Annotated in this window: 18 protein-coding genes, 5 pseudogenes and 2 riboswitches; of the genes and pseudogenes, 11 read left to right on the forward strand and 12 right to left on the reverse strand. The window is 57.7% G+C overall.

Features of this window, described 5'->3' with window-relative positions; all coding sequences use genetic code 11:
• Window positions 1–588 precede the first annotated feature (588 nt).
• On the reverse strand, window positions 589–1,047 hold the full coding sequence (locus NLM15_RS07705) for a hypothetical protein (RefSeq protein WP_254116395.1): 459 nt from the start codon (window positions 1,045–1,047) through the stop codon (window positions 589–591).
• 601 nt (window positions 1,048–1,648) lie between these two features.
• A complete protein-coding gene (locus tag NLM15_RS07710; protein ID WP_254116396.1) occupies window positions 1,649–1,786 on the reverse strand; it encodes a hypothetical protein in 138 nt (45 codons plus the stop codon).
• A 1,214-nt stretch (window positions 1,787–3,000) separates the two neighbouring features.
• Between NLM15_RS07710 and NLM15_RS07715 the strand changes: the two genes are divergently transcribed.
• From NLM15_RS07715 to NLM15_RS07730, 5 genes and pseudogenes are all read left to right on the forward strand, one after another.
• The gene (locus NLM15_RS07715) at window positions 3,001–3,306 is read left to right on the forward strand and encodes a hypothetical protein (RefSeq protein ID WP_254116397.1); all 306 of its coding nucleotides are present in this window, start codon (window positions 3,001–3,003) and stop codon (window positions 3,304–3,306) included.
• Window positions 3,307–3,906: 600 nt separating this feature from the next.
• Window positions 3,907–4,065 (forward strand): 3-keto-5-aminohexanoate cleavage protein, encoded by a 159-nt coding sequence (locus NLM15_RS43925; protein ID WP_375166820.1) that lies wholly within the window; start codon window positions 3,907–3,909, stop codon window positions 4,063–4,065.
• A 7-nt stretch (window positions 4,066–4,072) separates the two neighbouring features.
• A complete protein-coding gene (locus NLM15_RS07720) occupies window positions 4,073–4,279 on the forward strand; it encodes a hypothetical protein (protein WP_375166821.1) in 207 nt (68 codons plus the stop codon).
• 78 nt (window positions 4,280–4,357) lie between these two features.
• Window positions 4,358–4,715: pseudogene (locus NLM15_RS43930) on the forward strand (3-keto-5-aminohexanoate cleavage protein).
• Between the two features lie 182 nt (window positions 4,716–4,897).
• Window positions 4,898–5,524 carry an MFS transporter gene (locus tag NLM15_RS07730; RefSeq protein WP_254116399.1) on the forward strand — a complete coding sequence of 209 codons (627 nt, stop codon included), beginning with the start codon at window positions 4,898–4,900 and terminating at the stop codon, window positions 5,522–5,524.
• Between the two features lie 672 nt (window positions 5,525–6,196).
• On the opposite strand, the gene NLM15_RS07735 is transcribed toward NLM15_RS07730, so the two are convergent.
• Together NLM15_RS07735 and metE are read right to left on the reverse strand one after the other, a co-directional pair.
• Window positions 6,197–6,703 (reverse strand): avidin/streptavidin family protein, encoded by a 507-nt coding sequence (locus NLM15_RS07735; protein WP_254116400.1) that lies wholly within the window; start codon window positions 6,701–6,703, stop codon window positions 6,197–6,199.
• Window positions 6,704–7,271: 568 nt separating this feature from the next.
• A complete protein-coding gene (gene metE, locus NLM15_RS07740) occupies window positions 7,272–9,599 on the reverse strand; it encodes a 5-methyltetrahydropteroyltriglutamate--homocysteine S-methyltransferase (RefSeq protein ID WP_254116401.1) in 2,328 nt (775 codons plus the stop codon).
• 97 nt (window positions 9,600–9,696) lie between these two features.
• Window positions 9,697–9,921, reverse strand: a riboswitch (cobalamin riboswitch).
• A gap of 710 nt (window positions 9,922–10,631) precedes the next feature.
• Between metE and NLM15_RS07745 the strand changes: the two genes are divergently transcribed.
• From NLM15_RS07745 to NLM15_RS43940, 4 genes and pseudogenes are all read left to right on the forward strand, one after another.
• On the forward strand, window positions 10,632–11,561 hold the full coding sequence (locus NLM15_RS07745) for a TauD/TfdA dioxygenase family protein (RefSeq protein WP_375166822.1): 930 nt from the start codon (window positions 10,632–10,634) through the stop codon (window positions 11,559–11,561).
• A 1,693-nt stretch (window positions 11,562–13,254) separates the two neighbouring features.
• Window positions 13,255–14,075: pseudogene (locus NLM15_RS43935) on the forward strand (carbohydrate porin).
• 502 nt (window positions 14,076–14,577) lie between these two features.
• Entirely contained in the window at window positions 14,578–15,174 is a 597-nt protein-coding gene (locus NLM15_RS07755; protein WP_254116403.1) for a lyase family protein, read from the forward strand.
• Window positions 15,059–15,586, forward strand: a complete 528-nt coding sequence (locus NLM15_RS43940) for a lyase family protein (protein WP_375166934.1) — start codon at window positions 15,059–15,061, stop codon at window positions 15,584–15,586. Before NLM15_RS07755 ends, NLM15_RS43940 begins: the two co-directional genes overlap by 116 nt.
• Before the next feature lie 423 nt (window positions 15,587–16,009).
• Here the strand turns inward: NLM15_RS43940 and NLM15_RS07760 are convergent, their stop codons facing one another.
• From NLM15_RS07760 to NLM15_RS07775, 4 genes and pseudogenes are all read right to left on the reverse strand, one after another.
• Window positions 16,010–17,164, reverse strand: a complete 1,155-nt coding sequence (locus tag NLM15_RS07760; protein WP_254116404.1) for a ribonucleotide-diphosphate reductase subunit beta — start codon at window positions 17,162–17,164, stop codon at window positions 16,010–16,012.
• Window positions 17,165–17,174: 10 nt separating this feature from the next.
• Window positions 17,175–20,078: a ribonucleoside-diphosphate reductase subunit alpha gene (locus NLM15_RS07765; RefSeq protein ID WP_254116405.1), complete on the reverse strand. Its 2,904-nt coding sequence runs from the start codon at window positions 20,076–20,078 to the stop codon at window positions 17,175–17,177.
• 117 nt (window positions 20,079–20,195) lie between these two features.
• A riboswitch (cobalamin riboswitch) is annotated at window positions 20,196–20,412 on the reverse strand.
• Between the two features lie 349 nt (window positions 20,413–20,761).
• The gene (locus NLM15_RS07770; RefSeq protein WP_254116406.1) at window positions 20,762–21,034 is read right to left on the reverse strand and encodes a hypothetical protein; all 273 of its coding nucleotides are present in this window, start codon (window positions 21,032–21,034) and stop codon (window positions 20,762–20,764) included.
• Window positions 21,035–21,206: 172 nt separating this feature from the next.
• A pseudogene (locus tag NLM15_RS07775) lies at window positions 21,207–21,654 on the reverse strand (integrase core domain-containing protein); the annotation flags it as partial.
• A gap of 1,273 nt (window positions 21,655–22,927) precedes the next feature.
• Between NLM15_RS07775 and NLM15_RS07780 the strand changes: the two are divergent.
• Window positions 22,928–23,149 (forward strand): hypothetical protein, encoded by a 222-nt coding sequence (locus NLM15_RS07780; RefSeq protein ID WP_254116407.1) that lies wholly within the window; start codon window positions 22,928–22,930, stop codon window positions 23,147–23,149.
• Between the two features lie 135 nt (window positions 23,150–23,284).
• On the opposite strand, the gene NLM15_RS07785 is transcribed toward NLM15_RS07780, so the two are convergent.
• On the reverse strand, window positions 23,285–23,827 hold the full coding sequence (locus NLM15_RS07785) for a hypothetical protein (RefSeq protein WP_254116408.1): 543 nt from the start codon (window positions 23,825–23,827) through the stop codon (window positions 23,285–23,287).
• A 286-nt stretch (window positions 23,828–24,113) separates the two neighbouring features.
• Here NLM15_RS07785 and NLM15_RS43945 point away from each other — a divergent pair, with 286 nt between their 5' ends.
• Complete coding sequence (locus NLM15_RS43945) at window positions 24,114–24,284, forward strand: hypothetical protein (RefSeq protein WP_375166935.1); 171 nt, start codon at window positions 24,114–24,116, stop codon at window positions 24,282–24,284.
• A gap of 1,318 nt (window positions 24,285–25,602) precedes the next feature.
• Here the strand turns inward: NLM15_RS43945 and NLM15_RS07790 are convergent.
• The 3 genes and pseudogenes from NLM15_RS07790 to NLM15_RS07800 all read right to left on the reverse strand — a co-directional run.
• Window positions 25,603–25,791: pseudogene (locus NLM15_RS07790) on the reverse strand (transposase); the annotation flags it as partial.
• 83 nt (window positions 25,792–25,874) lie between these two features.
• Window positions 25,875–26,451 (reverse strand): annotated as a pseudogene (locus NLM15_RS07795) (IS66 family transposase zinc-finger binding domain-containing protein); the annotation flags it as partial.
• 107 nt (window positions 26,452–26,558) lie between these two features.
• A complete protein-coding gene (locus tag NLM15_RS07800) occupies window positions 26,559–26,864 on the reverse strand; it encodes a transposase (RefSeq protein ID WP_309144920.1) in 306 nt (101 codons plus the stop codon).
• Between the last annotated feature and the right edge of the window lie 88 nt (window positions 26,865–26,952).

The raw sequence follows: 26,952 nt of genomic DNA on the forward strand, positions 1-26,952 counted from the left end.
CGAATCCAAATGAATTCGGCCGGTGAGAGACACCTCAGCCAACGCCATTCGTCTGATCGGGACAAAGCAGCATCGCTTCTACGAGCAGAGTGAAATGCAAGCGCCTGGGGTCGGCGTTCGTGTCAATGCCACGGGTAACAGATTCCTGCAGACCTACGCCGACAGTTTATGGAAAACAACGTGCTCGCCCTGCGTGAATGCTCGCGTTAGCCCTCATCATGAGGCCAGACTCCACCAAATATGGTCGAAGTGTAGTTTAAGCCATTTGCTCTCTCCTGCTTGCATGTGCCGCAAGTGACAAGAACGGCCCGGAGACAAAAAAGTCTGATCCGGTCATTCCCGGCATAGGGTTGGTCAGAAGCTATCAGCGCAGGGCGCGTCCTAACAGGGCAAGTGGCTCGGCTCACCCAATGTAATGCGCGCTCCGCACAGTTTGTCGGACAGTTGTAGCCGGGCCGAACTGAAGACGGCGTCGCTTGCGTCAGAGGCGGTGGGCGTCGGTGCGAGCAATACTCGTAAGCGTCATGTACCAGCGGCACGCTACTCTAAGAAAAAGCTGTCATGTGGGCCTCCTGGTGGGGTAGCCAACTATTCATCGTTCCAGCCCCCCCCCCCTTCAATCCGTAGGGTCGGTAGCTGCCAGGAACCATAGTGAAAGTTAATGCCAGCCCCGGCTGGTAAGTTGAGCGTCCCCAAGGGAGGGAAGAGGACTGCAGGCCTGAACAGCTCCGCGCTGCCGAACAATGGAAGGAGACCTTTTGTGGCTTCACGCGAATAGATCACATCCTGCGCAGCCCGCTGCGTGGCGTCTTTCATCCAGACCTGAAGAAGGCCGATCTGATCGGTTGAGGAACTCGTGCAGCTAATTTTTCCAAACACTTCCATCGCCTGCGTGGATTCAGTTTGAACTCGCTCCTGCCAATGACAATAGATATCAAGAAGTTTTTTCGAGAATTCCGTCTGCGTTCCGATGGATCGCTTGGCAAAGTCCTGAAATGCGCTTGTTGAGATGCCAAACTCATCGTTGAAATTGCTTTGCTTCGTCATCACGATCTCCTTGTTATGATTGCCAGCGTTGGTCTCCAATCTATCCCAGCAATATCCGCGCCACTAATGAGGTTGTGGGAGCACTTCAGATGCATATGTGCTTTGCACGAGCACTGCTGGAACGTGTCGACTTTCGTGTAGAGGTGTGGACATCCGTGGCTCTGGACGGACAGACGTGAAGATCTGCCGGCGCTTCGAGTTTTGCGTGGATGCTGTACAAGACAGAATACGGTGCCTAGGCTGATCGACCTCATGAAGAATTGCGAGACTGCCAATGATGCGGTGTGGCAGACAGGCGCATTCGTCAAGCGATCAAATGCCTGCCCCTAATAACGCTATTCTCAGGTATCGAGGCCGCGGGCCCGAGGACTGCACTTCCGACAGATCAAGGAGTGATTGAACCGCGGACCAGGGCAGGACGTTCATCGTTGCCACGGTCTGGCTGATCAGCCGTTCGCCGGAGCGGCATTTTCCCCACTGCCGTCCCTCTCGTACTCGCGAATAAGTTAGCTGTGTCGCGCGGGGTCAACCGTCTTCAGGTCGTTTAGCGCGCGTCTAGCTTCCAGATCGGCGTCTTGGCGGTAGCGGCCCTCGATCTTGTTCACCGCGTCCACCATGCTTTTGGCCGCCGCAGGAAGGACTCCAGCGAAGGTGTCTGTCCGAGTGCCTTCGCGAGCATGCTGAGTTTTTGATCAAGTTCTTTAACGGCTTCGGAAAGCGCGCCGAACCATTCGGTCATGCTTATCTTTTTGGCCAAATCCTGGTCGAATCGCGCGCCAACGTTGGCCTCCAATGTCCTGAGTCACTGCCCCGCTCAGCGGTGCAAAAGAATGGAAAGGAGTACCACGAGAATTAATTCGGATTTGACATCGATATCTTCTCGACCATCGAGATGGTGGCGCTCTTTGTCATGTTCGAGCAATTGGCGTGCCAATCAACCGGTTGTGATCACTACACGAAAAAACAGCCCGCAGTCGACCTCCATCGAGTGCTCAGGAAAGGGCTTGCGTTGCACAAGTACCAAGCTTGTTAAAAGGAAAAGACGGACTACATGGCTGTCGTGATCGGTAAACCGTCAAATAATGTCGATTAAGAGCGGAGCCAAAAATATAGAAAGTTGGAGAGGCTTCTACACCGGCATTGATGGGCGCGGCTCCGCGCACTAGTGCTGAGACGTCCTTGCGACTGAGCTGATAATCGACAATCGTTGCGAAGCTCGTTGGGGTGGTACGGTCGGCGCGGGCCCCGAATTGTGCCTTCTTTGCGAGTTGGTCGTCGGCATTGGGTGCGATCACTCGTTCATAGGCGTTCGGGAAGTGACTCTTTTTCGACAAGAATCGAGAAGCGCTTCGGCGTGCCTCGAGCGGGCATCGCCCGAGAGGGTAGGGACGTCGACATCGGCTGGTTTTCGTGTGAACGACCGCTGGAGCCACGCGACCGCGAAACATTGATCTTCGGCAGTAAGGAGGCATCCGACCGTTCGCCGCAAAGCAAATCGAAGCCCAGCTAGATGAGTCGGTCGACAATCCATGAGCTGAGTGGTTTGGCAATTGGTCTTGGTCTTGCTCCACTGCTTATCGGCTGGGCCGCCCGGATTGTCCGCCGCGGAGCACGGGCATGCACGGATACTTCAGTGTATCAAGCAAGTGATATCGAACGCGCCACCACCCATCGCGAGTACAGATGAGACTCGGATTGGTAATCATTGCGATTTAGTCAGGAAGCTGACAATCGGCAACAACAACCTTCGAGGCGGTTCGCGCTGACGCGTGCCGCTGCGACCCGACCAGGTGGTGCATTGGCATCACCATCGACGCTGAGCGCCGCGAGATTTAACGGATTCAAAAGGGTTCGGACAATGCCAGCCTGGGCCGAATCTTCCGCGCCGACATCGACATCCCGGACGGTGAGAGCCCAGCAAACCGCTCTGACGTCGAGGCGCTGTTTGAAGGCTTGCCTGAACCAATCCACCTTGAGTTCGATCTCGCGAACCGCGTCCTCTATTTGACGGACCGCGGCGATCTTCCGCGGGGCAATACAGTCAATCGCGCGCGCGTCGACACCAAAACGGAACCGGAAATTCTTATCACTCACCTAATGGAGGGCATTGGCATCGCACTCGACGTTCCCGGTGACCAGATGTTCATCATCGACCTGGCCGGGTCGATGTATTCCGCCGATCTCGATGGAAAGAACAAGCGCAATCTCCTCTGGTCCCGGGGCAATTTCACTGGCATCGCGTGTGCCGCTAACGCATAGAGGCAATGAAATGGCTGGAACCAAGCCGATGTACGAACGTCGCGGTTGGTCGCCAGCTGTCGGCGCGAGCTGGGGGCTGTTTGCCGCCAGGAAAGCACAGATCGGCGCAAGCGACGTGGCAGCAAACGCAGAACGTGCGCTGACACAGTTCGCGGCGGCCCCGCAGTCGAACTGCCGGGTTTCGCATTCAAGGTTCCACACCCCACCCGGAAACTCCGCGATCTCACTAGCACAAGCTGCCGGCGGCTCCGTTTTCCTGCAACTGTCCGAATAGCTCAGCTCAGCGGGCTATTGAGCTGCTCTTCCCTCACACGAGCATGGTGTGGAGGTCGCGGCCGTGTTTCGGCGAGCCAACTGCTCCGGAGAGTGAACGCCACGCCTTGGAGACGTGAGCCTGTTGCAGAGGTCACCTCCAAATCGGCGTCATTGTCAAAGCGTTCCCAAGGCAAGTTCGCCAGATCCGCCCATAGATGACTTAAGCCCTCGATGACAGGAGACGCAGTAAGCAGTTTGAGAGCAAAGTCATTGTCACAATTGCTCCAACTGGAGGTGTGGTGAAAAAAATCGCACAATCCGCACCTGCCGACCCAGCCTAGCTAGATGGCCGAGGATGTGTACCGGTGCTATGATGCGGGTGCATCTATCGTGGCGCCGCATGCGCGCAGGCGGGACGACAGTGCGACCTGTAATCTGGAAATCTACCAAGACATCAACGCCCAAGTGCGGCATCATCAACAACAGTACGGGCGAGGGCATTGATGGAGATATGGTGCGATCGATAGAATCAGGTCTCGATGAGGCCATATTCGAGGAGCGTCTAAAAGGTATCGAGGCCGGCGCCGACATAGCGACATTTGACGCGCACAGCGTTCTAGCCTGCGTTGGTAATCGCGAGATTGTCGTGAACACCTCGCTCACCCGCTGCGACATCATGGCAAAACGATTCCAAAAGACGAGCATCAAACCTGAATGAGAATGTTTCTTACTTTCCCATTTTCTCCAAGATCCGATACGCCTCATCAATAAGGGGTTCGACAAGCCTCCCTATTGGATCAATTTCGTTCCTGGTGCCGAGCGCGGAATTCAGGGCGGCTTGCCTTACACCCCGCAGATTCTCGATACGATGATCGGAAATCTTCCAAAAGGAGCCATGTTTTGCGTTAGCGGAATCGGTCGAGCTCAGCTGCCGGCAACAACTCACGCGGTGCTTGCCGGAGGTTCACGTCCGCGTCGGGTTGGAGGACAATCTGTACCTCGAACAGGGCGTGCTTGCCACTAACGTGCGGCTCGAAGAGAAGACAGTAAGGGTTATCCGAGAACTTGGGTACGAGCCCGCAACCGTAGTGGAAGCTCGCGCGATGCTTGGGCCTCGCGCCTCGCAAATTATCCAAATAGCACCGCCACCCTAAATCCGAAGTAGCGTCATCCCGGCGTCATCTGGTACATCTCCACCTGGTTTCCGGCGCGATCAAGAAACGGGCGTCGTCGCCTGGTTTATGGCTGCAACGCCGCTGTCCGCGTTAGTCGGCAATCCACTCTCGCTTCGCTCCTGGAAACGGACGGAGTGTGGAGACTGGCTGGCTGGCAGTGGATGTTCCTGATCGAAGGCCCTCCGGCTTGCCTGCTCGGGGTCCTATGCCTCGTTCTGCTTGCCGATACGCCGGAGAAGGCCTCTTGGCTCACGCCTACAGAGCGCAATACGTTGCTGAACGAACTTGCAAGCGAGAAGCACGAGAAGGTCGAGAGGGATCTCTGGGCCGCAATAAAGGACGCTCGCGTGTCAAAGTTGACGGCGATCACCTTCGCTTTCACGATCGGCTCCTATGGGATTGGCATCTGGCTCCCTCTGCTTCTAAAGGACCAGAACTTGAACAACATGCAGATCGGGTGGCTCTCGGCCGTGCCCTATCTTTTTGTGACATTTGGCATGTTGCTCTGGGCGCGCTTTGTTTATCGCAAAGGGCATAAGATCTACGATCTGATCGCCGCGTTGATGCTAGGCGCGACCGGCCTCGTGTTTTCGGTAGTGCTCACGTCGCTTATATCGACGCTCATATGCATGACGCTCTCTCTGATCGGCACCATCTGCGCGGTCAGTCCTCTACACGATCCCACAGAGTTTCCTTGCTGGCGCCGCTGCCGGCGAAGGTATCGCGTTCATCAACTCTATTGGTGCTTTTTGCGCCTTCGTCGGCCCGTACATGCTCGGCTTCCTTAAGGATAGGACCGGATTCTTTGACATTGCCATGATCGCAATGGCAATCACGCTAGTTGTTGCAGCGGGCATCGCAATCAGTCTTAGGCTGGTGCTCCCGTACGATGATCACGTTCCTGTTTGAGCAGAACACTTAAGTTGAGGACGTTCCCGGTAAGGTGTGTCGCAAGGCGGCGTCTCCTGTGAATTCGCATTGCGAGTGAGATCAGGATCGGAGCACTTCCAAACGCGTACATCGCCAGGATCGAGTTGCTCATTAAAAAATTACCAGCCCAAAACCGGCACGCAAAAATGGCCATTACGTTCCACCAAACGGAGCAGATTCTTGCGCCTGCGCGCCGCGCTTTCGGCTGGTTTCCGGCCACTAACCTCTTACCACCGATATCTGCTTGATCAGCTTGCGAACTTTCCGCGATCGGCGAGCTCTAGGTAAACACCGAAGTTCAGAATCCAACGGAGCGTCTCGCGACTTGGCGGCGGTTTAACTGCAACAGGCGATCCATTTCGCACATTGAATCGACGATACGCTGAGCCTGCGCGTCCTCAAACGAATAAAACCGCGCCCGAATAGATCAGGCCGTCGGGCGCGGCAAGGCCCCATCTCGAAATCGCTACCCAATCAGTGCGGATGAACTGTCCGTGATACGTTCCTTCCCGCGCCCGTGGCAGGTCATGTCATTTGCGATTCTTTGTATTCGAGAGCTTCTCGCCTGCGCCTCCCTTGGCCGCCTCTCCGGCAGCGGACGGAAGCTTTGATTTGTCGCCGCTTGCGAAAGCGAAAGTGTCCGCGCCAGCGCTGATGCCATTCCACGCCACCGCTTCGGCGAGTGAAAGTAGCCAGAGTCCCTGAAATCCCGAGGTAGCGTTCAGCTGTCCCGTCCACACGGTTGTCGAGCCGCAACCTGCAAAATTCACCGAAAAGCTGATCGCCGTGCCAGTGTTAGTCTGTGCGAGCCAGCCTGTCATCAACTGAGGCGCACCTTCGTCGCAGCTATTGCTCGCATTGTTCGTGTAAGTGCCGGCAATCGCACCTGTGTTCGCATTGTAATTCTCAACCACTAGGGTTGAGCCGTATTGGTTGATCCAGGTCCAGATCGGTTGCGCCGCTGCAGGCGCCGTTGGAAGTACACCTATGCAGGCCGCACCGATCCAGTTCGTCAATTTCCACTTTGCTTGAGACATTTCCGACTCCATACCGCTTCAGTAACGGATCGACTTGGTTATAAAACTCGACGTAGGTAATTCAAACGAGCGATATGACGTGGTAACGCTAGCAGGTTGAGATGTGATCGACGTTTGCAATTCCGTTAGGCAAAGGCAAAGTGGTGCGGTTAGTCAGACGCGGGCGGCTGACCCGTGACCGGCCGATCTGGTTGCTTTAGCTGTCCGCAGGTCTGCGCCTTGTACGGCAATGGGGGTAGCACACCGGTCGGCCGCGTCAGTAACGATCCCACGGAGTCCCTCTAGGTACTGCGAGGTGTGGCCACCGCGTAAGTGGGACTAGTCCAGGTGCAGCCCGATGCTTGAGGCGTGTGATGGAAAACGTCGCCGGTGACTTTTCACGAATATGCAATCTGATGTGTTATTGTTCGTACTAGCTGTCGAACACAGGGTTATCGGCATGGCCGCGGAGCCTCCGATAAACCCGTCTTCGTCGCTCCCGCCGGCGAAGCTGCTGCGGGGGCAGTTGCGGGTGGATCCGACAAGCTCCGTCGAACGAACGCGGCTCTATGGTAAGGTCACGCTGGAATCAGCAGGCCTTGCGCAGTTCGCGGGCGGCTGCGACCATGTTGGCCAGTGCCGGACGCACTTCGTCCCATTTGCGAGTCTTCAAGCCGCAATCCGGATTGATCCAGAGCTGTGAGTCCGACAGCCGTCGGCGAGCCAGCGCGATCAGATCTCCCATCTCATTGGCTTCCGGAACGCGAGGCGAGTGGATGTCATAGACGCCGGGGCCGATGTCGTTCGGGTATTTAAACGCCGTGAATGCATCAAGCAGCTCCATCTTAGAACGGGACGTTTCGATCGAGATGACATCCGCGTCCATCGCGGCAATTGCGTCGATGATGGCGTTGAACTCCGAGTAACACATGTGGGTATGGATCTGCGTTGCATCGACGACGCCGGACGAGCATATGCGGAAGCTGTCCACTGCCCAGTCCAGATAAGGCTTCCACTCGGATCGGCGGAGCGGCAAACCTTCGCGAAGCGCAGCCTCATCGATTTGGATCATGGTTGCACCGGCCTTTTCGAGGTCGGCGACTTCGTCACGGATCGCGAGCGCGATCTGTCGGCAGGCCTCGCTGCGCGGAATGTCGTCACGGACGAACGACCAATTCAGGACCGTCACGGGCCCCGTAAGGATTGCCTTCATAGGCCTTTTGGTCAACGATTGCGCGTAGCTCCACCACCGAACGGTCATCGGCTTCGGCCGGGAGACGTCACCGAACAGGATCGGAGGGCGAACATAACGAGAGCCGTAAGACTGTACCCAACCGTGCTTGGTGAACACGAATCCGGAGAGCTGCTCAGCAAAATATTGGACCATATCGTTGCGCTCGAACTCGCCGTGGACGAGCACGTCGAGCCCGATGTCTTGCTGCCAGTGGACGGCGTGAGCCGTTTCCTTCTTCAGAAAGTGTTCATACTGTACGTCTGTCAACTTCCCACTGGCATGGGCCGCGCGGGCCTTGCGAACTTCGGTCGTCTGCGGGAATGATCCGATCGTCGTCGTGGGGAAAAGGGGCAGGCCGAATCGCTTGCGCTGAATTTCGGTCCGGCTCGCAAACGCGCTATTGCGGCGGCGCATATCATCGCCAATCGTGGCCGTCCGCTGCGCGACGGCCGTGTCATGGATTTTTGAGGATACTCGGCGAGCCGTTGCCGCAAGGTCTGATTCGGCAAGCGCGGCGACATTCTCATCGCCCGCAAGCGTTTTCGCCAAGGCCGCGAGTTCCCCGATCTTCTGAACCGAGAATGCAAGCCAGCTCTTCACGTCCAAATCGAGCTCGGTCTCGAGCTCAAGGTCGATGGGGACGTGTATGAGCGAACAGGAGGGCGCCAGCTGCAGGCGATCCTTGCCGAGCCTGGCAACGACGGGCTTGAGCCGGTCCACAAGCGCCGACAGGTTGGAACGCCACACGTTGCGACCATCAATCACGCCGAGCGAAATCATAAGGTCCGCGCGGGCGCCGAATTCAATCTGATTCAATTGTTGGGGAGCGCGAACAAGATCGACGTGCAGTCCGGCCACAGGCAGCTCCAGAGCGGTCGACAGATTGTCGCCGATCGCCCCGAAATAAGTTGCAACCATGACCTTAATGCCAGGTACGTCGTCGGCGAGACGCTTATAGGCGCGCTGGAGCGCATTCCGCGTGGTCTCGTCAAGATCAATCACAAGGCACGGCTCATCAAGCTGAATCCACTCGGCTCCGCGTTTCGCTAGTTCCTTGAGTACCTCAACATAGACCGGCAGGAGGCTATCGAGCAGCGAAATCGGATCAAAAGTCAGATCGGCGCCCTTGCCAAGCTTCAGGAAGGTGACTGGTCCTACCAGAACAGGACGCGTCTGATAGCCAAGGGCTTTCGCCTCCTCATATTCCTCGATCGGCTTTCGGGAGGAGAGCCTGAAGGTCTGACCTTGATGGAATTCGGGCACCATGTAGTGATAGTTCGTATCGAACCACTTGGTCATCTCCTGCGCGGCAGAGGGGCGGGCATCATCGGCGTGGCTGCAACTCGCTTCATGATCCTCGGTTTGCGAGCCGCGCGCCATAGCGAAATAAGTCTTCAGCGAAACCGGACCGCCGTCCCAGCCATACGCTTCCGGAATGGCACCAACCATGACGCTCGTGTCGAGAACCTGATCGTAGAGTGAAAAGTCATTTGACGGGATGACGGTGACGCCAAGCGAGTTCTGACGCGCCCAATTTGCGACACGAAGACCGGCTGCAGTTTCAAGAAGCTGCTGGTTGCTGATCTTACCGGCCCAGAAGCCTTCGAGTGCCTGCTTGAGTTCGCGGCGTGGCCCGATACGTGGCATGCCGAGTGTTGCGACAGGAAGTGAGAGAATAGACATAGCTTTAACCCCATTGTTGGGGGGCAGCCATGGCGGACGCAGCAGGAGGGCTGCGAAGCGCCTGCTGCTTTAGCGTACCACCGGACACCCCGCCCGTGGACGATTATGTTGTCGGGGCAGGTCTCCTGGCTCGCAGGTCATCGCCTACATCCGGTCTTCCCGAAGCGTCTGCTTCAGTGACACGTGTGAATGCAGGCTCGCCGCTTACAGGTGCGGGGGCAGCGCCGGCATTACTTCGATCCCGAAAGGATCCAGAGCGCACCGGCTTCCCTCTTAGCTCCAGATCAGGCGAGACTGAAGAACCTCGACGCCTTCGATTATCTGTAACCTAAGGATTACGTCAACCTCATGATCACCTTTTCCGCGGCATGCTGGCAGGTATGAGGTTCTTAAGTCCGTGGCAATCAATGGTGTAAACCTCTGCGCTTGCATCAGCCCGACGAGCTTGGCCGAAAAACGCTAACCTTGCGCCGTAACGTGTTTCCTAAGCCTTGTTCGCCCCGGAGCGCTGGGGGAAGGCCATATGATCGCGTCGCCGATGGTGTTGGACCTCCGACGCTGTGAGGACGGTAACACCGATCGAACAACTCTACTCTTGGGACTTCCGATCGCATGAGATTAGCACTGCGGCTCTTTAGCGCTGAGCTTCCCATCAGGATCGATCTCACGGGCCCTCTCTCATTCCTCTATCCACCCGACTGGTGTTTTTTTGCGCGTTCGGCGCTGAACGGAGCTGCAATTTCTGCATCAATTGGCCAGCGAGTAGTAAAGCCTATGCCTCAGTCAACTACCAATGTTAGCAATTGATCCAACTGACAGATTCGGTCAATCAATAGATAAGAAACCGTCACGCAGGCCAGACCTCACCTCTTCGAGACCCCGAAGCGCGCATAAATCGGCTCCTCGGGGTCACTCGGTTTTGACGGATTGGCGCTATGCTGTCCGCAACGTGGCGTTCGACAGGTTCTATCCCAGCTGAGTAGCTTGTTCTGGCGATCGAACCGCAGATCTCTCAATTTGGAGAGTGCCGCTGTGAATGCAATGATCGTCTCGGATAGTGTCATTCCTCGCGCCGACGTCATCAAACGCGCAGCGCGCATCGGCGCAGAAATTCGAAAGGTCAAGCTCTCGGGCGATCTGCCCGACCAAACGATCGCCGCCATCAATGAGCTGTTGCTCGAGCACAAGGTTGTCTTCTTTCGCGACCAAGGACATCTCGACGACGCCGAACAGGAGCGCTTTGCTCTTCGTTTCGGAAGTCTGGCGGCTCATCCGATGCGCGGTGCCATTAATGGAACAGCGTCGATCATCGAGCTTGATTCGGCTCGCGCCGGTAGCCGAGCCGACCTGTGGCACACGGATGGAACGTTCGTCGATGCCTACCCCAAGATAGCGGTGCTGCGCGGCATTGTGATGCCATCTTTCGGTGGCGATACAGTCTGGTCAAATGCCGTCACGGATTACCTCGACCTGGCACCGCCGCTGCAACGGCTTGCGGACAAGCTCTGGGCCGTCCACAGCAATGCATTCGACTACGCAATAATGCCCCGCGCCAGCGAGCTCGATAAGAAGCACTTGGACGAAGTCTTCACGAAAACGGTCTATCAGACGGAGCATCCTGTCGTGCGCGTCCACCCTGAGACCGGCGAACGCACGCTGGTGCTCGGCGCCCTAGTACAACGTTTTGTTGGCGTCCCAAAATACGACGGTCAGAAGCTGTTTGATCTGTTTCAGTCCCATATCACTGTGCCCGAAAACACTGTGCGCTGGAGCTGGAAGGAAGGTGATGTAGTGGTCTGGGACAATCGCGCCACGCAACATTACGCGGTGAATGATTACGGCGACCAGCATCGCGTCGTTCGTCGCGCCACAGTCGCAGGCGAGATACCCATCAGCATCGATGGTCAGAGCAGCGTAACCCGCATAACAGCGACCAAGAAGCCTGTGGCAAAGGTCGCTTAGCGGGTCTACAGGATGGATTGCCCGCAAAACAGGCAGGGCAGTCTCTGCTTAGTCCGCCTATCGCTGCATCATGCCAACGGTCATTGACCGCCGTGGTGCTAGCTCTCAGATTAGAAGACGCATCGATTCCTGAAAGGCCCCATTGGCTTGACCAGCTGTGGGATTGTAAGAAACGAACTGCAAGCGGCGGAACTTGGGTTGCGTTGCGGCTGCACAGAGCGCGATTCCTTCGAAAAAGAGGTATCGTGCAAGTTTATTGGGCCTAATGACTTCCTTACATCGGGCTCTCGATCGGCTTGCTTGCTCGCGTGCGCTGGCCTCGACTCTTGTCGAGCCTCTGCCGGACCTGCTGAATAACAGTCAGTATGTATTTTGTTCATCTCGGACAAGTTCTAACACCGCCCATTGGATCGCAATATTCAGCAGATCGCCACACGATGCCTTCATCCATCTGCACGAACTACTATACTCAGCAAGGCCGATTTGCGGTATCGAAAGTGTTTCCACCGGAACGCGTCCGTGGCTTTGAGAAGCAAGTTATGAGCGGGGAAGCTCACTTCTTCCAGCAGACGTACCGCTCCAAGTCTTCATGAGCTGCGATGTCGAGAGCACGCTTTGCGCGCCTCTGTGTCTGTAAGCTCACCCCCCGACGTAGTCCTTGAACAAGTTGTAGGCGCAAGATGCCGCGCAGAAGCGGCCGCTCTTTGATTATGCGCCCGTTGGTGTTTGACGACACGAATCGGAACGCAACGCACTGCGCTGGGTCACCTACCAACCTTGGTGATTGATGGAGATGGGGGACGCATGGCACTCGTGGGGCAACGAAATCGGCGCCTTTCACGCTAAGGGAGTCGGGATGCAAGCGAGATCTGGTCGCGTTACGGGCCTGATGGATCTGCTATCTCGTCATCTCAGCAATGAGATCTGCTCCAGCTGCTTTCTCTCCCGCCTCATTGAAGCTGCTAATGAATCATCTTGCGCGATCGTCGAGCGCTGCTCAGGCTTCAAAGGTGTTGAGGCTCCGGCCCCGTCGATTGCTTTGCCTTGCGGCTAGCGCGCTGGACACGAGGGTTCGTGCAGTCAACACGCAGAGATGGTTTGTTGTGGCACTATCTCTCGCGGCGAGCCCCGTCGGAGGCGCGGCGCCAGCAAAAGCTACCAACGTGCCTGGCCCCAAAAGCGGCACTTCAAGTGAAGTTACTCAAGAAAGAACTCAAAATAAGAATCGTCCGGTTGTCAGATCCCGAGGCGTCTGGTCCCAAGCAGTAGCGTATCCCACCGATGGCTCGGCGCCCGTAGAGACTATGAATTCACTTGCACCAAAATCTGACAGAGCGGATGCAATTGCTTGGAGGAAAACTCAAAGGAATGACCCGTTCGCAAAGTTCGAGCACCTCCGCGAAAGAGGTATGTGGCTCAATATTCCAGGTCCGGCCGATACGATAGATCAGGATCAGGGTGGCGTTAGATCTGCGCTGGCGGATGTCGGGATCGGCTATGTTGGCGGGACGGTAAACACATTCGTAGTCAATCAATTGCCAAGTGCAGCAAGGAGCACGATCCACGAGCAGCTATATGCTGGTCAGAACCCGACATTTAACACGCTTAACTTCATGATCGTGACGTACGATCTCAGTCGCTTTGGGATTCCAGATGGTCAGATTATTTTGGGAGCCCAGCAGCAATATTGGACATGGAAGCCGGGGGGCCAGATAGAGTTGGGATCAATACGATCGCCTACTATCAGACGTTCTTGGACGGGAGACTCGAACTCAAAATGGGCTACCTCAGAAACATAAATGAGTTCGCAGGTACCGTGGTTGGAGGGAATGCAGCAGTCAATGTTTTTGGAGCTTCATCGAATATCCTGTACCAGGCAGGCATGAGCAACAATGCCGCGCCGACGCCCGGTCTCAATCTGAAGTACAATTTCGATGATCGATTCTATATGCGGATGTCAATACAGCGTTCTCTCAGTCCAGACGGTCAATTTGCGCACATTACCGAAAATCCGGACGGGTTAGACTGGACTACGACCAACGCGGGCGTTCTTTTACTCGATTGCAGTATCCGTCGCAGCCGAGAGCTAGCGCGAACAGCATCTACTACGTGGCAGCGGACAGGCAACTCTGGCAGTCTGATGCCCAAGGCTCGGCAGTTCGTGGCGTCTATGCAGGATTTTCTGCGATGTACGCGCCGCCCGAGCTAAACAGAGTGAGTCAGTATTACGAGCTCCGTCTGTACGCCAAGGGGCTGTTTGACGGCCGCCCACGTGATCAGATTGCTATTGTTGCCACCAATACCGCGTGGAGCGATGCTGCAGTAAATGCCGCCGTGGCCAAGGGCCACCTTGTGCATCGCGACAGCACATCGGGCACATACACGGCGCATCTGGCGCCCGGGATATACTCAAGCTTAGGACTGACATACATCAATAACCCGACAAGCATCACCTACACGGCCAAAACGGGACATGCTTTGAACTTGTTGGTGTCCACGTCGATATTTTTCTGAGAAGAGGGTTTGGCGAATGCGGGTCTTGGAACGCTCTCGGCGTCTAGCATACTAGCTGGTCAGGAGACCATCGCGGCCAGCACCGCGTGAAGCCACCGCAAAGAGGGCCGCTTTGTCGGGAAAGGATCGTAAAGTTCAGTATCGATCGTGGCGGTTGCTCCGCAAATGCGATCTTTTGGTCCCATGCAGTTTAGCATCAGTCGTGGTGTGGATTAGACGGCATGCGCCATTTTCCGGAAACTGTTTTGTCTCCTCTGATCAATGTGTCGGCAAAGCTCACGGCCCCCTTCACCAGGAAACGGCCCGCACCGCTAAACTGCGGGTGTCAAAGCGGTGCTCATCAGGGCAGCTCTACGAGTTGACCTCGCAGCTTGCGGTCGTGCTCAAACTGGGCTGAAGTTGCTAGATATAGCTTCCCGCTACAATCTTCGGATGCGGCGATGCTTCGTCGGGAATCGATGGCTAGCCATAAAAATACGGAAAAGGTGGTGTCATGGGCCCAATGCGAACCGAAGAAGACGTTCTTGGTGAGAGGAAGCTGCCTGCGGACGCGCTCTATGGCATCAATACTCTTCGAGCTTTGGAGAACTTTCCGCTGACCGGCCGCACCATCGCGACGCTGCCTGAGTTTGTCCCAGCACTGGCGATGATAAAAGAAGCGGCAGCGCTTGCCAACAAAGAGATCGGCGCGCTTTCAGCGCAGAAAGCGGAAGCCCTCATTGAGGCTGTCCAAGAGATTCGCGTTGGAAAGCAGGATGCCCACCTGATTGTCGACGTGCTCGAAGGGTCGGGTGGCACATCGTCCAATATGAATCTCAATGAGGTGATCGCAAATCTAGCCGCGCGGCTGACCGGAAAGCCGGTTGGCGAGTACGCCTTCGTCCATCCGAATGATGACGTCAATCTCGGTCAATCGGCCAATGACACGGCCATGAGCTTGCGGTCTTTCGGATGTCGGAGGGACTTCGCTCGCCGTGATGCAACTGGCCGCCGCGTTCTCGGACAAGAAAAAGGAGCATTCGCAAACCCTTCGGCTTGGCCGGACATGTTTGCAGGATGCCGCTCCAATGCTATTCGGTCAGACCTTCAGGGCATATGAGGCTGTCGTAGAACGCCATGCCAAGTATGTGAAGGAGTTGCGGCGGCAACTCCCGATCGTTCCACTCGGCGAAACCGCAGTTGGTACCGGCTTGAATTCGAGGCCGGGCTACAAATCGGCCGTTCTCCGCCATTTATCAGCGCTGGCCGGCCACGAGATCAAACCAGCGGCTGATCCATTCAACGGAATGCAGAACTTGGACGCGTGCGCCAGGTTGTCGGCTGAAATCCGGAATTGCAAATTCCCTGGAAGATCGCTAACGACCTCGAACTGGCGGGGTCTCAGTAAGCAGCGCAGAAGCAACGGTAAGCGCCGCATCAATAAGCTGCGCAATGTCCAAAGCGTGTCAGCCACCTCCAGCGCCTTCTGGTGGCGCAGGGCTTTGTTGCTCGGGATCGCCGATACTACGTGACGGCTTTACAGTTTACTACGGCGGCGGGGAGTACCGGTCCTGCGTTTCCTTGCCAAATGCGTTACGCTGTAGGTCTTTAAGAGGCGTCCAAACCGAAAGCGTCGCGTGTTTTGCTACGCGGTAGGGATGGAAGGACATTTCAGGCGGCCGACAACACGGCTGCGGAAGTCCATCGTGCTTTCCGCATTCCGGTTGCCGGCGCCCCAGCCAATCATTGCCTTCTGCGCCCCAGCTATGCCGATGAAAAAGCAGCGATCGCCCTCGGCATTGATTCCGTGACGCCAGATCTGTCAAAAGAACAAATCGTGAGGTCTGACGGGAGGGATCTGATCGAGGAAGATCTTCCGCAACGTTCCACTCTCGCAGCGGCGAGCGCCGAACGACCTCGCAAACCGTAGCGATGCTTTCGGGGCGCTGCTCTTGTCATTCCCAAGTCAAGGCACCTCCGTTCTGGTATTCGATGACGCGGGTCTCGAAGAAGTTCTTCTCCTTCTTCAAATCCATCGTCTCCGACATCCACGGGAACGGGTTCTCGACCTCGGCGAATACAGGCGAAAGTCCGATCTGCGCACAGCGACGGTTAGCGATGAAGTGCATGTACTGTTCGCACAGTGCCGCATTGAGCCCGAGGAAGCCCCTCGGCATCGTGTCGCGTCCATAGGCGGCCTCCAGCTCCGCCGCCTCGCGGATCATGCCGCGTACCTCGTCCTGGAACGCTGGCGTCCACAGGTGCGGATTCTCGATCTTGATCTGGTTGATCACGTCGATCCCAAAGTTGAGATGGATGCTCTCGTCACGGAGGATGTACTGATACTGCTCGGCGATGCCGACCATCTTGTTGCGGCGGCCGAGCGAGAGGATCTGCGCAAAGCCGGTGTAGAACCACATCCCCTCGAACACGACGTAGAAGGCGACGAGATCGCGCAGAAAGGCGCGGTCATTGTCCGGCGTGCGCGTCTGAAACGAAGCATCGTCGAGATGCTGCGTGTGCTTGAGCGCCCAGGCCGCCTTGTCGGTGATCGAAGGTACCTCGCGGTACATGTTGAACAGCTCGCCCTCATCGAGGCCGAGGCTTTCGACGATGTATTGGAAGGTATGGGTATGCACCGCCTCCTCGAAGGCCTGCCGCAGCAAGTACTGGCGGCATTCCGGGTTGGTGAGGTGCCGATAGATCGCCAGCACGATGTTGTTGGCGACGAGGGATTCGGAGGCCGCGAAGAAGCCGAGATTGCGCTTGATCGCGCGCCGCTCGTCTTCCGTCAGCCCGTCCCGCGACTTCCACAGGGCTATGTCGGCCTGCATCGAGACTTCGGTCGGCATCCAGTGATTGTTGCAGCCGGAGAGATATTTCTCCCAGGCCCATTTGTATTTCAGCGGCAGCAGCTGGTTGACGTCGGCGCGGCAGTTGATCATCCGCTTCTCGTCGACCGAGACCCGGCCGCCGCCGCGATCTATCGCACCCAAGCCGGTGGGGTCGACCGGCTCGAGCCTGAGCTGGGTCTGCGGACGGAGCGCGGTGGCGAGGCTTGAGGCAGCCGGAGTCGCCGCCGTGGTTTCGGTGTCGGACCAATCGAGCATCGTCATCTCCTCACTGGCACGCTTCGCATTCGGGATCGTCGATCCGGCAGGCCTTGATGCCTTCGAGATCGGGAGCTGCCGCCGCCGGGATCATGATCGGGGCGTGCGAGAGAGCTTCAGATGCAGACACCGCGTTGAGCTTGCCGTCGGTTCCCTTGAGCGTCGACTTCTCGACATGCGTGGCGCTGCGCGAGCGCAGGTAATAGGTGGTCTTCAAGCCGTGCCGCCAAGCCAGCCGATAGAGCGCATCGAGCTTCTTGCCGGAGGGATTGGCGATGTAGAGATTGAGCGACTGCGACTGGTCGATCCACTTCTGCCGGCGCGCGGCGGCCTCGATCAACCAGGCGCTGTCGATCTCGAAGGCGGTGGCGTAGAGCGCTTTCAGATCGTCAGGGACGCGGTCGATCTGGCCGACGCTGCCGTCGAAATATTTGAGGTCGGAGACCATCACCTCGTCCCATAATCCCCTCGCCTTGAGATCACGAACGAGGAACTCGTTCACGACGGTGAAGTCGCCGGACATGTTCGATTTGACGAACAGGTTCTGGTAGTTCGGCTCGATCGACTGCGAAACGCCGCAGATGTTGGAGATCGTCGCGGTCGGCGCGATCGCCATCACGTTCGAGTTGCGCATGCCGCTGGCGGTGACCTTCTTGCGCAGGCGATCCCAATCCCGCGTCGAGGAGCGGTCCGCACCGAACCCACCGCGGGACTCGGCGACGAACTGCATGGAGTCGAGCGGCAAAATCGCCTTCGACCATAGCGAACCCTCGAAGCTCGCATAGCGGCCGCGCTCGGCGGCGAGATCGGAGGACGCCTCGATCGCGTAGAACGAGATCGCTTCCATGCTGACGTCGGCAAAGGTCACCGCCGCCTCGGACGCGATCGGGATACGCTGGACTTGAAGCGCCTCCTGAAAACCCATCAGGCCGAGGCCGACCGGCCGGTGGCGCATGTTCGAACGACGCGCCTCCGGGATCGTGTAAAAACTGATGTCGATGACGTTGTCGAGCATCCGCACGGCGGTCGTGACCGTCCGCTTCAACTTGGCCTGGTCGATACCGTCAAGGCCGACATGGGCGAGCATGTTGACGGAGCCGAGATTGCAGACTGCGACCTCGTCGGCCGAGGTGTTGAGCGTGATCTCGGTGCAGAGATTCGAGGAATGGATCACGCCCATGTGCCGCTGCGGCGAACGCAGATTGCAGGGGTCCTTGAAGGTGATCCAGGGATGGCCGGTCTCGAACAGCATGGTCAGCATGCGGCGCCAGAGGTCGGTCGCGCGCACCGTCTTGAACACGCGTAGGCCGCCGGCCTTCGCCTTGGCTTCATAGCCCTCATACGCGGTCTTGAACGCAGTGCCATAGAGATCGTGCAGGTCGGGCGTCTCGTCCGGCGAGAACAATGTCCACTCACCGTCGGCATCGACGCGCTGCATGAACAGATCAGGCACCCAATTGGCGGTGTTCATGTCGTGGGTGCGGCGGCGATCGTCGCCGGTGTTCTTGCGCAGATCGAGGAACTCCTCGATGTCGACGTGCCAGGTCTCGAGATAGGCGCAGACCGCGCCCTTGCGCTTGCCGCCCTGGTTGACGGCGATCGCGGTGTCGTTGGCGACCTTCAGGAACGGGATGATGCCCTGGCTCTCGCCATTGGTGCCCTTGATGTGGGCGCCGAGACCGCGGACCGGCGTCCAGTCGTTGCCGAGCCCGCCGGAGTATCTTGCCAGCAGCGCGTTGTCCTTGATGGATTTGAAGATGCCGTCGAGGTCATCGGAGACGGTGGTGAGGAAGCAGGATGATAATTGCGGGCGCAGCGTGCCCGAATTGAACAGCGTCGGCGTCGAAGCCATGAAGTCGAACGACGACAGCAGATCGTAGAACTCGATCGCCCTGGCTTCGCGGTCGATCTCGCGGACCGCAAGACTCATAGCGACGCGCATGAAGAACGCCTGCGGCAACTCGATGCGCTTGCCGCGCTCATGCAGGAAGTAGCGGTCGTAAAGGGTCTGGAGACCGAGGAACTGGAAGTTCAGGTCGCGCTCCGGCTTCAGCGCCGTGGCGATCCGGCCGAGGTCGAAACGGGAGAGCTCGGGATCGAGCAGTTCGGCAGCAATGCCGGCTTTCACATAGGCCGGGAAGTATTCGGCATAGCGGGTCGCCATGTCGGCCTGCGAGGCGGACGAGGGAATGCCGTGGACATGCGAGAGCACTTCGCCGCGGAGCTTGTCGAGCAGCAGACGCGCGCTGACATAAGCATAGTTCGGCTCCTGCTCGACCAGCGTGCGCGCGGCCATGATCGAGGCCAGCGCTAGCTCGTCCTGGCTGATGCCGTCGTAGAGATTGCGGGTGGTCTCGGCCAGCACCGGGGCGGCGGAGACGCCGTCGAGCCCCGCGCAGGCTTCGCCGATGATCAGCGCGAGACGCCTGGTATCGAGGCCGATGCGCGAGCCGTCAGCAAGCGTGACGTGTAGCTCCGGAACGGCAACGGGCGCTGGCTGCGCAGCCGCCTCTTCTGCGCGCTGGCGCGATCGCTCTTCGCGGTACAGCACATAGGCGCGCGCGACCTTGTGGTGCTCGCTGCGCATCAGGGCGAGCTCGACCTGGTCCTGCACATCCTCGATATGGAAGGTGCGTCCTTCGCCTGCGCGCCGCATCAGCGCTGCGACGATCTCGGCCGTCAGCTGCTCGACGCTCTCATGGACACGGCGCGAGGCGACCGCGCTGGTGCCTTCGACCGCAAGGAAGGCCTTGGTCATGGCAACAGCTATCTTGGCGGAATCGAATGGCGAGACCTTTCCATTGCGGCGGATGATCTGCATGGCCGGCTCGCTGAAAGCAGCCGCAAGTGATTGTGGACGCAACTGGATGATGGGTGCGGAAGCGCCTTCCGCGTCGTGCAGGTTCAGTGACATCAATAGGCCCCGTGATGCGCGTTGTGTTTGAACGGGGCGTTGAGGAAGGACGCTGCAGATCGCCGGCGGAATGATGCCGACGGCGCATGCAAGCGACCGCCGGGACACCCCGCCCGTGGACGTTCAGATCATCACGGCAGGTCTCCTGGCTCGCAGGTCGTTGCTCGCTTCCCGTCTTCCCGGTGCAGATAGCGCCAGTGACGATTTTCGGAAACAGCTCGCTGCTGACAGTTGCGGGGGCAGCGCCGGAATTCCACGCCAAAGCGCAGTCACCGGCTTCCCTCTTAGCCACTAAATCTTGCGATCCGGTGGAACCATGATTACTATATGTAGCGATGGTTCGGGCCTCCTGTCAATGGCTGATAACGTGCCGATACCGATTTGCCTGCGGAATGCTGGAATCTCACGGGCTCTGAAAGCTCCCGATTCGCAGGCAAACGTGTGCTCATAGATTTGGGTAGAACGGTGAGGCCTGCGCACTCGCGTTGGAAACTGATCTTGCTTTGGCTCTTATCGACATTTCTACGATATCCGACCATGGCGAGTTCGATCACATTCTTCGTGACTCCGTTGACGTTCCGAACTTCGTCGCCAATGCCGGCGTGTACAAACCTAAGCCCGTAGGCTGGCCGGACGGCATAGGCCGCGTCGAAAATTTGTCGCGACGACCGGAATGACATTCATCAGCGCCATGCCGGATGACCCTGAGCATGTCCTTCCAGTTCAGCTTGATAGCCTAACGACATCACTGCCGCTCGCAACTCGCTTCCGTTCAGAAGGGTCCGTCGGCGAAAGCGCCGGAGCAAGACATCGAGGAATGAACTCGCGCGAACCAGATCGGCATTGAGGCCGCGCGAATTCACTCCACGGACGAAATTCCCGTCCAAAAGAATGACAGTGCAAAGAAGACCTGCATCCGACGCCACCAAAACAACGAGCGAGCCGCCGAGGTTCATGGCACCACTCCTCTTTGTTGTGGTTATTGTTAGCATTATGCTCGCGGTGACCTGCCACTGAATTGTCATCCAGCGGCAGTTAGAGTCCCGAGGGTTTTGAAACGCTCTCCAAAACTAGGCCAGCCGGAGCTGGAATTTTCCGGATTCGGTTCATGCCGGCGGCGGGAGCCATTCAACAGCTATATCGGGCCTTGTTGCCAATCGCGCTGTGTGGGCGGACTTCGTTGTGGTTTCTACGCCATTCTCCATTTTCTGCCGGGCATCGTCAAGGCTGAGGAACCAGTGCGTGTTCAGGCATTCGTTTCTGAACTTGCCGTTGAAGGATTCGATGAAGCTGTTGTCCATTGGCTTGTTAGGCCTGGAGAAGTCGAGAACGACATTCTTCCTGATAAGCCCAGATGTCGATATCGCGGGAGACGAACTCCGACCCCTGGTCGACGCGAGTGGTCTTGGGGCAGCCGACGGTTTTGCACGCGCGTTCCAAAGTCAGCACGACATCCTCGCCTCAATAGCTGAAGCGCGGATCGACAGCTGCAGAGAAACGACTGAAGATATCGACGATGGTAAGGCACACGAATCTTGCCACCGTTGGCGAGCTGGTCATGAACAAAGTCCATCGCCTAGGTCTCATTAATTTGACCTTCAGTGGATCTGAATTGGAAAATTCCAGTTCAGACTGGCATCTTGGCGGAAGCAGGTTATGCCAGCATGGTGAATCAGAAGCACACTGATTTGGGAATCCCAAATCGATCCAACCTAACCCCATCCCGCTTTAGATGAAGGTTCAGCGGTAGGCCAGACGGTTTACACCGACCGGACGCGCTGCCACCGCGGCGGTATGCCTGATCCTAATGTTTCCCACCGATCCCCACTCAGAACTTCCATCTGCGAGAACCCGCAGAGTACCGGCTGTGCTATCTCCGGATTTTGGTCATCCATGGCTTGAAAATGCAAATGGGGAAGCATCGAATTTCCTGAACTTCCGGCTTTGCCTACGGCGTCCCCCACCTCTACTAGCCGACGTTTGCACAAATCGAACCCCGCCGTAGATGGGAAGCACAAATAGAGACGGCCATCGAACACGATTACGAAATTGCCGAAAAGGTCCCGCCAACTGCGGCGCGTCACCTTAGAAAGAATGCGCACCCGAAGTAGGTCCAACGGTAACGACTCTCGATCTTCCGACTCGCACCAGCTGTCAAGCACCTCACCATGTGACGCTGACATCCATTTCCCAGGAGAGAGCGTTCGCCGCCCGCTCTACGAAGAATAGATGGCGGAACGACATACCTGATCTGAAGATGTGACGACCCATCGGCGGAGTCCGTCGAGCTCGCTACGGCACGGGGTTCTGCGGTGAGTGGGGCTTGCCGATACATCCGCGAGCCGGTGCCACTCCCCGGAGCTGGTAGGTTGAACTTAGATCGGACCGCGCCCCTAATGATTAATCATCAGGCGATACTCAGGCCGCATTAATAGGCGGGCGAGAGGGGCGATCCCAATTTGCCCTGACCGCGAGGAAGTTCGTGTCGTGAACATTTCTTCAGCGGTTTAGCGATCAAACGGAAGGTCAGACAATGATCCGTACTCTCTTTCTGATCGGCTTAACGTTTGTCCTCACGTCGAGATTGAGCGCCCAGGGAACCGACGCCAATCCGAACTATGTTGAGCAAGGTGCGGATTGGAGCACGACAGCGAGAGCGGACTTCTATTCGCGCGATCAGGGCTCGCGCTTGATCACACTGTCTTGGATGCAGGCTCTGAAGCAAAGGAACGGACAACCGTTCATCGCATGGTCTATCACGATACGGTTATCTACCGAATCCTGGAAACGCGGCCAACCTTCCCGTCGGCTTTCATGCTTCTGGCCCTCAAGACTTCCAGGTCGTCGGAATGACCTGCTCCGCATGTCACACGCGCCAGATTGAAGTTGACGGTCAGGTGTATCGCGTCGATGGCGGTCCGGCGTTTGTGGACTTCTACGCACTGCTTAGCGATCTGGACAAGGCAGTCGGCGATGTGATTGCCAGCGATAGCTCGTTCGCTCCGTTTGCTGCAGTTGTTCTGCGGTCCGAAACGCCGGATCCGGCCGACGTCGCAGATCTTCGTCGATAGACGCCTGGTACTTGCGGTTTCATACCCTCATGGTCCGCGCACTACCCAAGAACGGCTGGGGAGTTGGCCGTCTAGATGCGGTCGGGATGATCTTCAACCGCGTATCGGGACTCGACATCGGCCCGCCACCCGACTTCATGATTCCGGAAAACATGAAAACCGCCGATGCTCCAGTGAGATATCCATTCCTTTGGAATGCGCCGCGGCAAGACAAGACACAGTGGCCGGGATTCGCAAAAAAACGGAAGTGACATCTTGGGGCTGGCTCGGAACGTGGGCGAGGTTCTGGGGGTTTTCGCCACGTTCGAACCGAAACGTCAGGGTGCGGTCATCAACTTCCTCAACAATAATTCCGCCAACTTCGACGGCCTGAGCAAGCTCGAAAACTTGGTAAAGCGAATTGGCCCTCCGAAATGGCCTTGGAAGATCGACGCTGCCCTGGCGACCAAGGGCAAGCTGATTTTCGAAAGAGATCCCGCGGAAGGTGGATGTAGCGCATGCCATGGAATTCAAGAGGGCGAGCAGCGCTTTCCATTCATCAAGACGTGGAGAACTGCGGTCCAGAACGTTGGAACCGATACACGGGAATACGACGTCCTCGCTTGGAAAGCGAATACCGGCGTGCTGAAAGGAGCGTACATTCCCCTGGCGACCGCCCCACTGAAGGACAATGACCAAGTTCTTAACATTCTTGCTACCTCGGTTATTGGTTCAATCGCAGAACACGTGTTGACCCGCTTCCACCAACGCGCGGGTCGCCGCAGCGCCAGATCCGGGGTCGTCCGACACACCGGAGTCTCTGGGGCTAGTACGATTACCGCCAACGCTGCAGGATCTGCTAACGGCATTCGATACTGCCAGCACGTCGGCAGCGATCGAACAGACCAAGCGGCAGGGAGCAGAACGAGCGTCTCGCAATCGTCTCCCTCCATGGGGCGCTTACGAGGCTCGTGTTCTGCAGGGTATTTGGGCAGCCGCACCCTATCTTCATAACGGCTCGGTCCCCACCTTGGCGGAATTGCTCAAGACATCAGGGCACTGCACATCACAGTTTAGCGTTGGACGGAAATACGACATCGAAAACGTTGGTCTTGCGACTACCCAGGAGCCGCCGCTGAGCGAACACGATCCGTAACGGATTGCAGTGATATCAATACTGGAAACAGCCGATGTGGCCACGAGTACGGGACGAGTTTGAGCGACCAAGACAAAAAAGCGTTGCTTGAATACCTCAAGACACTGTGACCCGCTGCAGCGTTCCCTGTTTGAGCGGATTTCGGACAAAACGGGCCGTTACTCAGACCCTCGCGCAGCCAGATAGAAGGTCCCCTTTGCGCTAGAATCGCCCTATCGGCGAGGACGCCTTCTGGCCATCGCATCAGATCACTGCGACGCGAAATATGGTCGCTATCGGGATATAGGGGACTCTAGCGAGCTGTCCGTGCGGCTTTATGGATTCACGGCTCTAGTCTTCCGGCCAAAGCGCGCTGCTCACGCTTCCTTACATGTGCAGTGACAAAGCCACGCGTTCCAAACGCGGGGCCATCCCGTTCTATCAGAAGCCGCGCCTCTTGGGCGCGCTTGCTCACACCGCTTTTGCCGAAACTTGAGCGGGGGCTAACAAAGACGCAAAATTGGGTCCGCTACTCCGACTCTCTGAGCACTTTGATTGAGAGCCGAGATTAGTTACAGGACCGTACCAAGCCCCAGCCCATCCCGATCCAAAGCCGTCAGCCAATGCGACTGCGACGAGCCAAATGGTTGGATCACTGCTGGGCGTCAATAATAGCGCCAGGATCTCATCTCGATTGAAAATCGAGAAATCCCATTGATCGAGAGGTACTGGCCACGCCGGGACCTCATCGCGGCAGTCATCCGCCACCCTCCCGGTCCTTTCCAAGGCATTCGCACGGTGCAATGGCATGATCGGATCCCTTGTGGTCCTCCAGGATCATGCCGGGAACTAAACTAATCTTTAGGGGACGATTCCACCTCGGCACGAATAGCTACTGCGATGGCGCATGGGTGCAGGCGGACGGAGTGTTTGCTGGGGAGTTTCTGTCGGCCAGTTGCGGCGATTGATCTCAGGGAATCTTTCGATGCTGAATGTCAAGAACAATGGTTCCGCTCGTTCTGAACTCATATAGGGTGCTGGCTCAGAGGCGTTTTTTTACCATGGCGTCCCGTTGGGGGACTGCCACGCGGTACAAAGTCGTCGTGGTGGACACCAGCAGGCGAGTTGTTTTCGCGGCGAAGCTTGACTGCAATGACGAGCAGACCGCGAAACATCGCGCTGAGCAAATGTGTGGCGAGCATGACGTTGAGCTTTGGGAAGCCGATTGCCTCGTTGCGATCTTTCGAAGCGCGAGGTCAGCGGCAGCCACGGGCGACCGCGCCTTCTAAGGGACTTGGTGCCGGGGCTAGCATTTCCATCCCAACAGAATTCAACCGGCAATGGCGTCGTCTAGCAACCGTTTCAGCCGCGTGTTCTCATCCTCCAGCGTCTTCAGCCGCTTGGCCTCCGAGGCTTCCAGCCCCCCGAACCCGGCCTTCCATTTGTAGATGCTGTCGTCGCTGACGCCATGCTTGCGGCACGGATCGGCGATCTCATGCTCCTTCAAGTTCCCGATGATCTGCTCTATGCTCTGGTCCTTGTCGTGGGCTAAACGAACTTCAAACTGGATTAAACCCGCGGGCAAGGTCGGCTGCCTCGGCAGCGCATCTGGTAGTCGTCGCTCTGACGATTGAGCGGCAGATGCAGGCCGTACTTGGCGAACAGGATATGGGCCAGCAGCTTTGGCCCTGCACGCCCGCGCGCAATCGGATGCGAGGGGGCCGGCGGCTGGGTGATCGCTTCGCAGGCCCGGCAGACGAGCTTCTCGCGCACGTGCTGGATCACCTTCCACTGGCGCGGAACGAGCTCCAGCGTCTCGGTCACGTCCTCGCCAATCTTGCGCAATCGGCTGTCGCCGCAATGGGCAGATCGCAGGTGTCGGATAGACGATGCGCTACCGTGGCAGATGCTCCGGCAGTGGCCGGCGGGCTGGCTTGCGGCGCTCGAACGATGGCACCGCAATCTTCTCGGCTGCCATCTGCGCTGTGGTCGCAGCTTGCGCCGCGTTCTCCTCCAGGTCGGCGAGCTGTAGCTCGAGCTGGTCCAGCAATGCGCCCCGCTCAGAGGACTGTCCGAACTGCTCGTGCCGGAGCTTCTTGATCGTGAGCTTGAGCTTCTCGATCAGCAAGGTCCCCGCCTGGGCTTCGGCTTCCGCGGCCAACCGGGCCGCTCGCTCGGCGCGCAGCATCGCCTGCAGCGTGGTCACATCGTCGGGAAGAGAATCATCGGCGCCCATCGCCGACCAGAGAATCACAAGACGCGGTCTCTGTCCGAACCGCTGATCGTGCCACCGATTCAAATCCCAGCGATCCCGAGCCCCGGCAGCAAACTCGATCTCGATCGACCCGCCGCTGCTGGCCGGCGTGGCTGGACAAGGCGTCGGCCCTGATTCCGCGACCACCATCGCCGGTACGAAGCCCGGTTGATCGGCGGCATCCTTCGGCTCCGGCCGAAACGACCGTCGCCACGCAGCAGCAATGAACGCGACACGCCATACCGCCGCGCTGTTGCCGCGACTTGGCGCGGCGCCTGTAAGCTCTCCAGAACGATCTTGAGCTTCTCATCCTCGGACCAGCGCCGCCGCCGGCCCGTGTCCACCACCTCAAGCCGTTCGACTTAGGCACTGCGCCTATCACTGTCCATAAGGACAGTTCTCAACAAAACGCCTCATTCGGCAAGGCGGCCTTCA

It is taken from the genome of Bradyrhizobium sp. CCGB20, assembly GCF_024199855.1.
In the GTDB taxonomy this organism is placed as follows: domain Bacteria; phylum Pseudomonadota; class Alphaproteobacteria; order Rhizobiales; family Xanthobacteraceae; genus Bradyrhizobium.

Excerpts from the sequence above, each read along its gene's own strand:
- NLM15_RS07705 (WP_254116395.1), bottom strand. The coding sequence starts at position 1,047 with ATGACGAAGCAAAGCAATTTCAACGATGAGTTTGGCATCTCAACAAGC.
- NLM15_RS07710 (WP_254116396.1), bottom strand. The coding sequence starts at position 1,786 with ATGACCGAATGGTTCGGCGCGCTTTCCGAAGCCGTTAAAGAACTTGAT.
- NLM15_RS43925 (WP_375166820.1), top strand. The coding sequence starts at position 3,907 with ATGGCCGAGGATGTGTACCGGTGCTATGATGCGGGTGCATCTATCGTG.
- NLM15_RS07720 (WP_375166821.1), top strand. The coding sequence starts at position 4,073 with ATGGTGCGATCGATAGAATCAGGTCTCGATGAGGCCATATTCGAGGAG.
- NLM15_RS07730 (WP_254116399.1), top strand. The coding sequence starts at position 4,898 with ATGTTCCTGATCGAAGGCCCTCCGGCTTGCCTGCTCGGGGTCCTATGC.
- NLM15_RS07735 (WP_254116400.1), bottom strand. The coding sequence starts at position 6,703 with ATGTCTCAAGCAAAGTGGAAATTGACGAACTGGATCGGTGCGGCCTGC.
- metE (WP_254116401.1), bottom strand. The coding sequence starts at position 9,599 with ATGTCTATTCTCTCACTTCCTGTCGCAACACTCGGCATGCCACGTATC.
- NLM15_RS07755 (WP_254116403.1), top strand. The coding sequence starts at position 14,578 with ATGCGAACCGAAGAAGACGTTCTTGGTGAGAGGAAGCTGCCTGCGGAC.
- NLM15_RS07760 (WP_254116404.1), bottom strand. The coding sequence starts at position 17,164 with ATGCTCGATTGGTCCGACACCGAAACCACGGCGGCGACTCCGGCTGCC.
- NLM15_RS07765 (WP_254116405.1), bottom strand. The coding sequence starts at position 20,078 with ATGTCACTGAACCTGCACGACGCGGAAGGCGCTTCCGCACCCATCATC.
- NLM15_RS07770 (WP_254116406.1), bottom strand. The coding sequence starts at position 21,034 with ATGAACCTCGGCGGCTCGCTCGTTGTTTTGGTGGCGTCGGATGCAGGT.
- NLM15_RS07780 (WP_254116407.1), top strand. The coding sequence starts at position 22,928 with ATGACCTGCTCCGCATGTCACACGCGCCAGATTGAAGTTGACGGTCAG.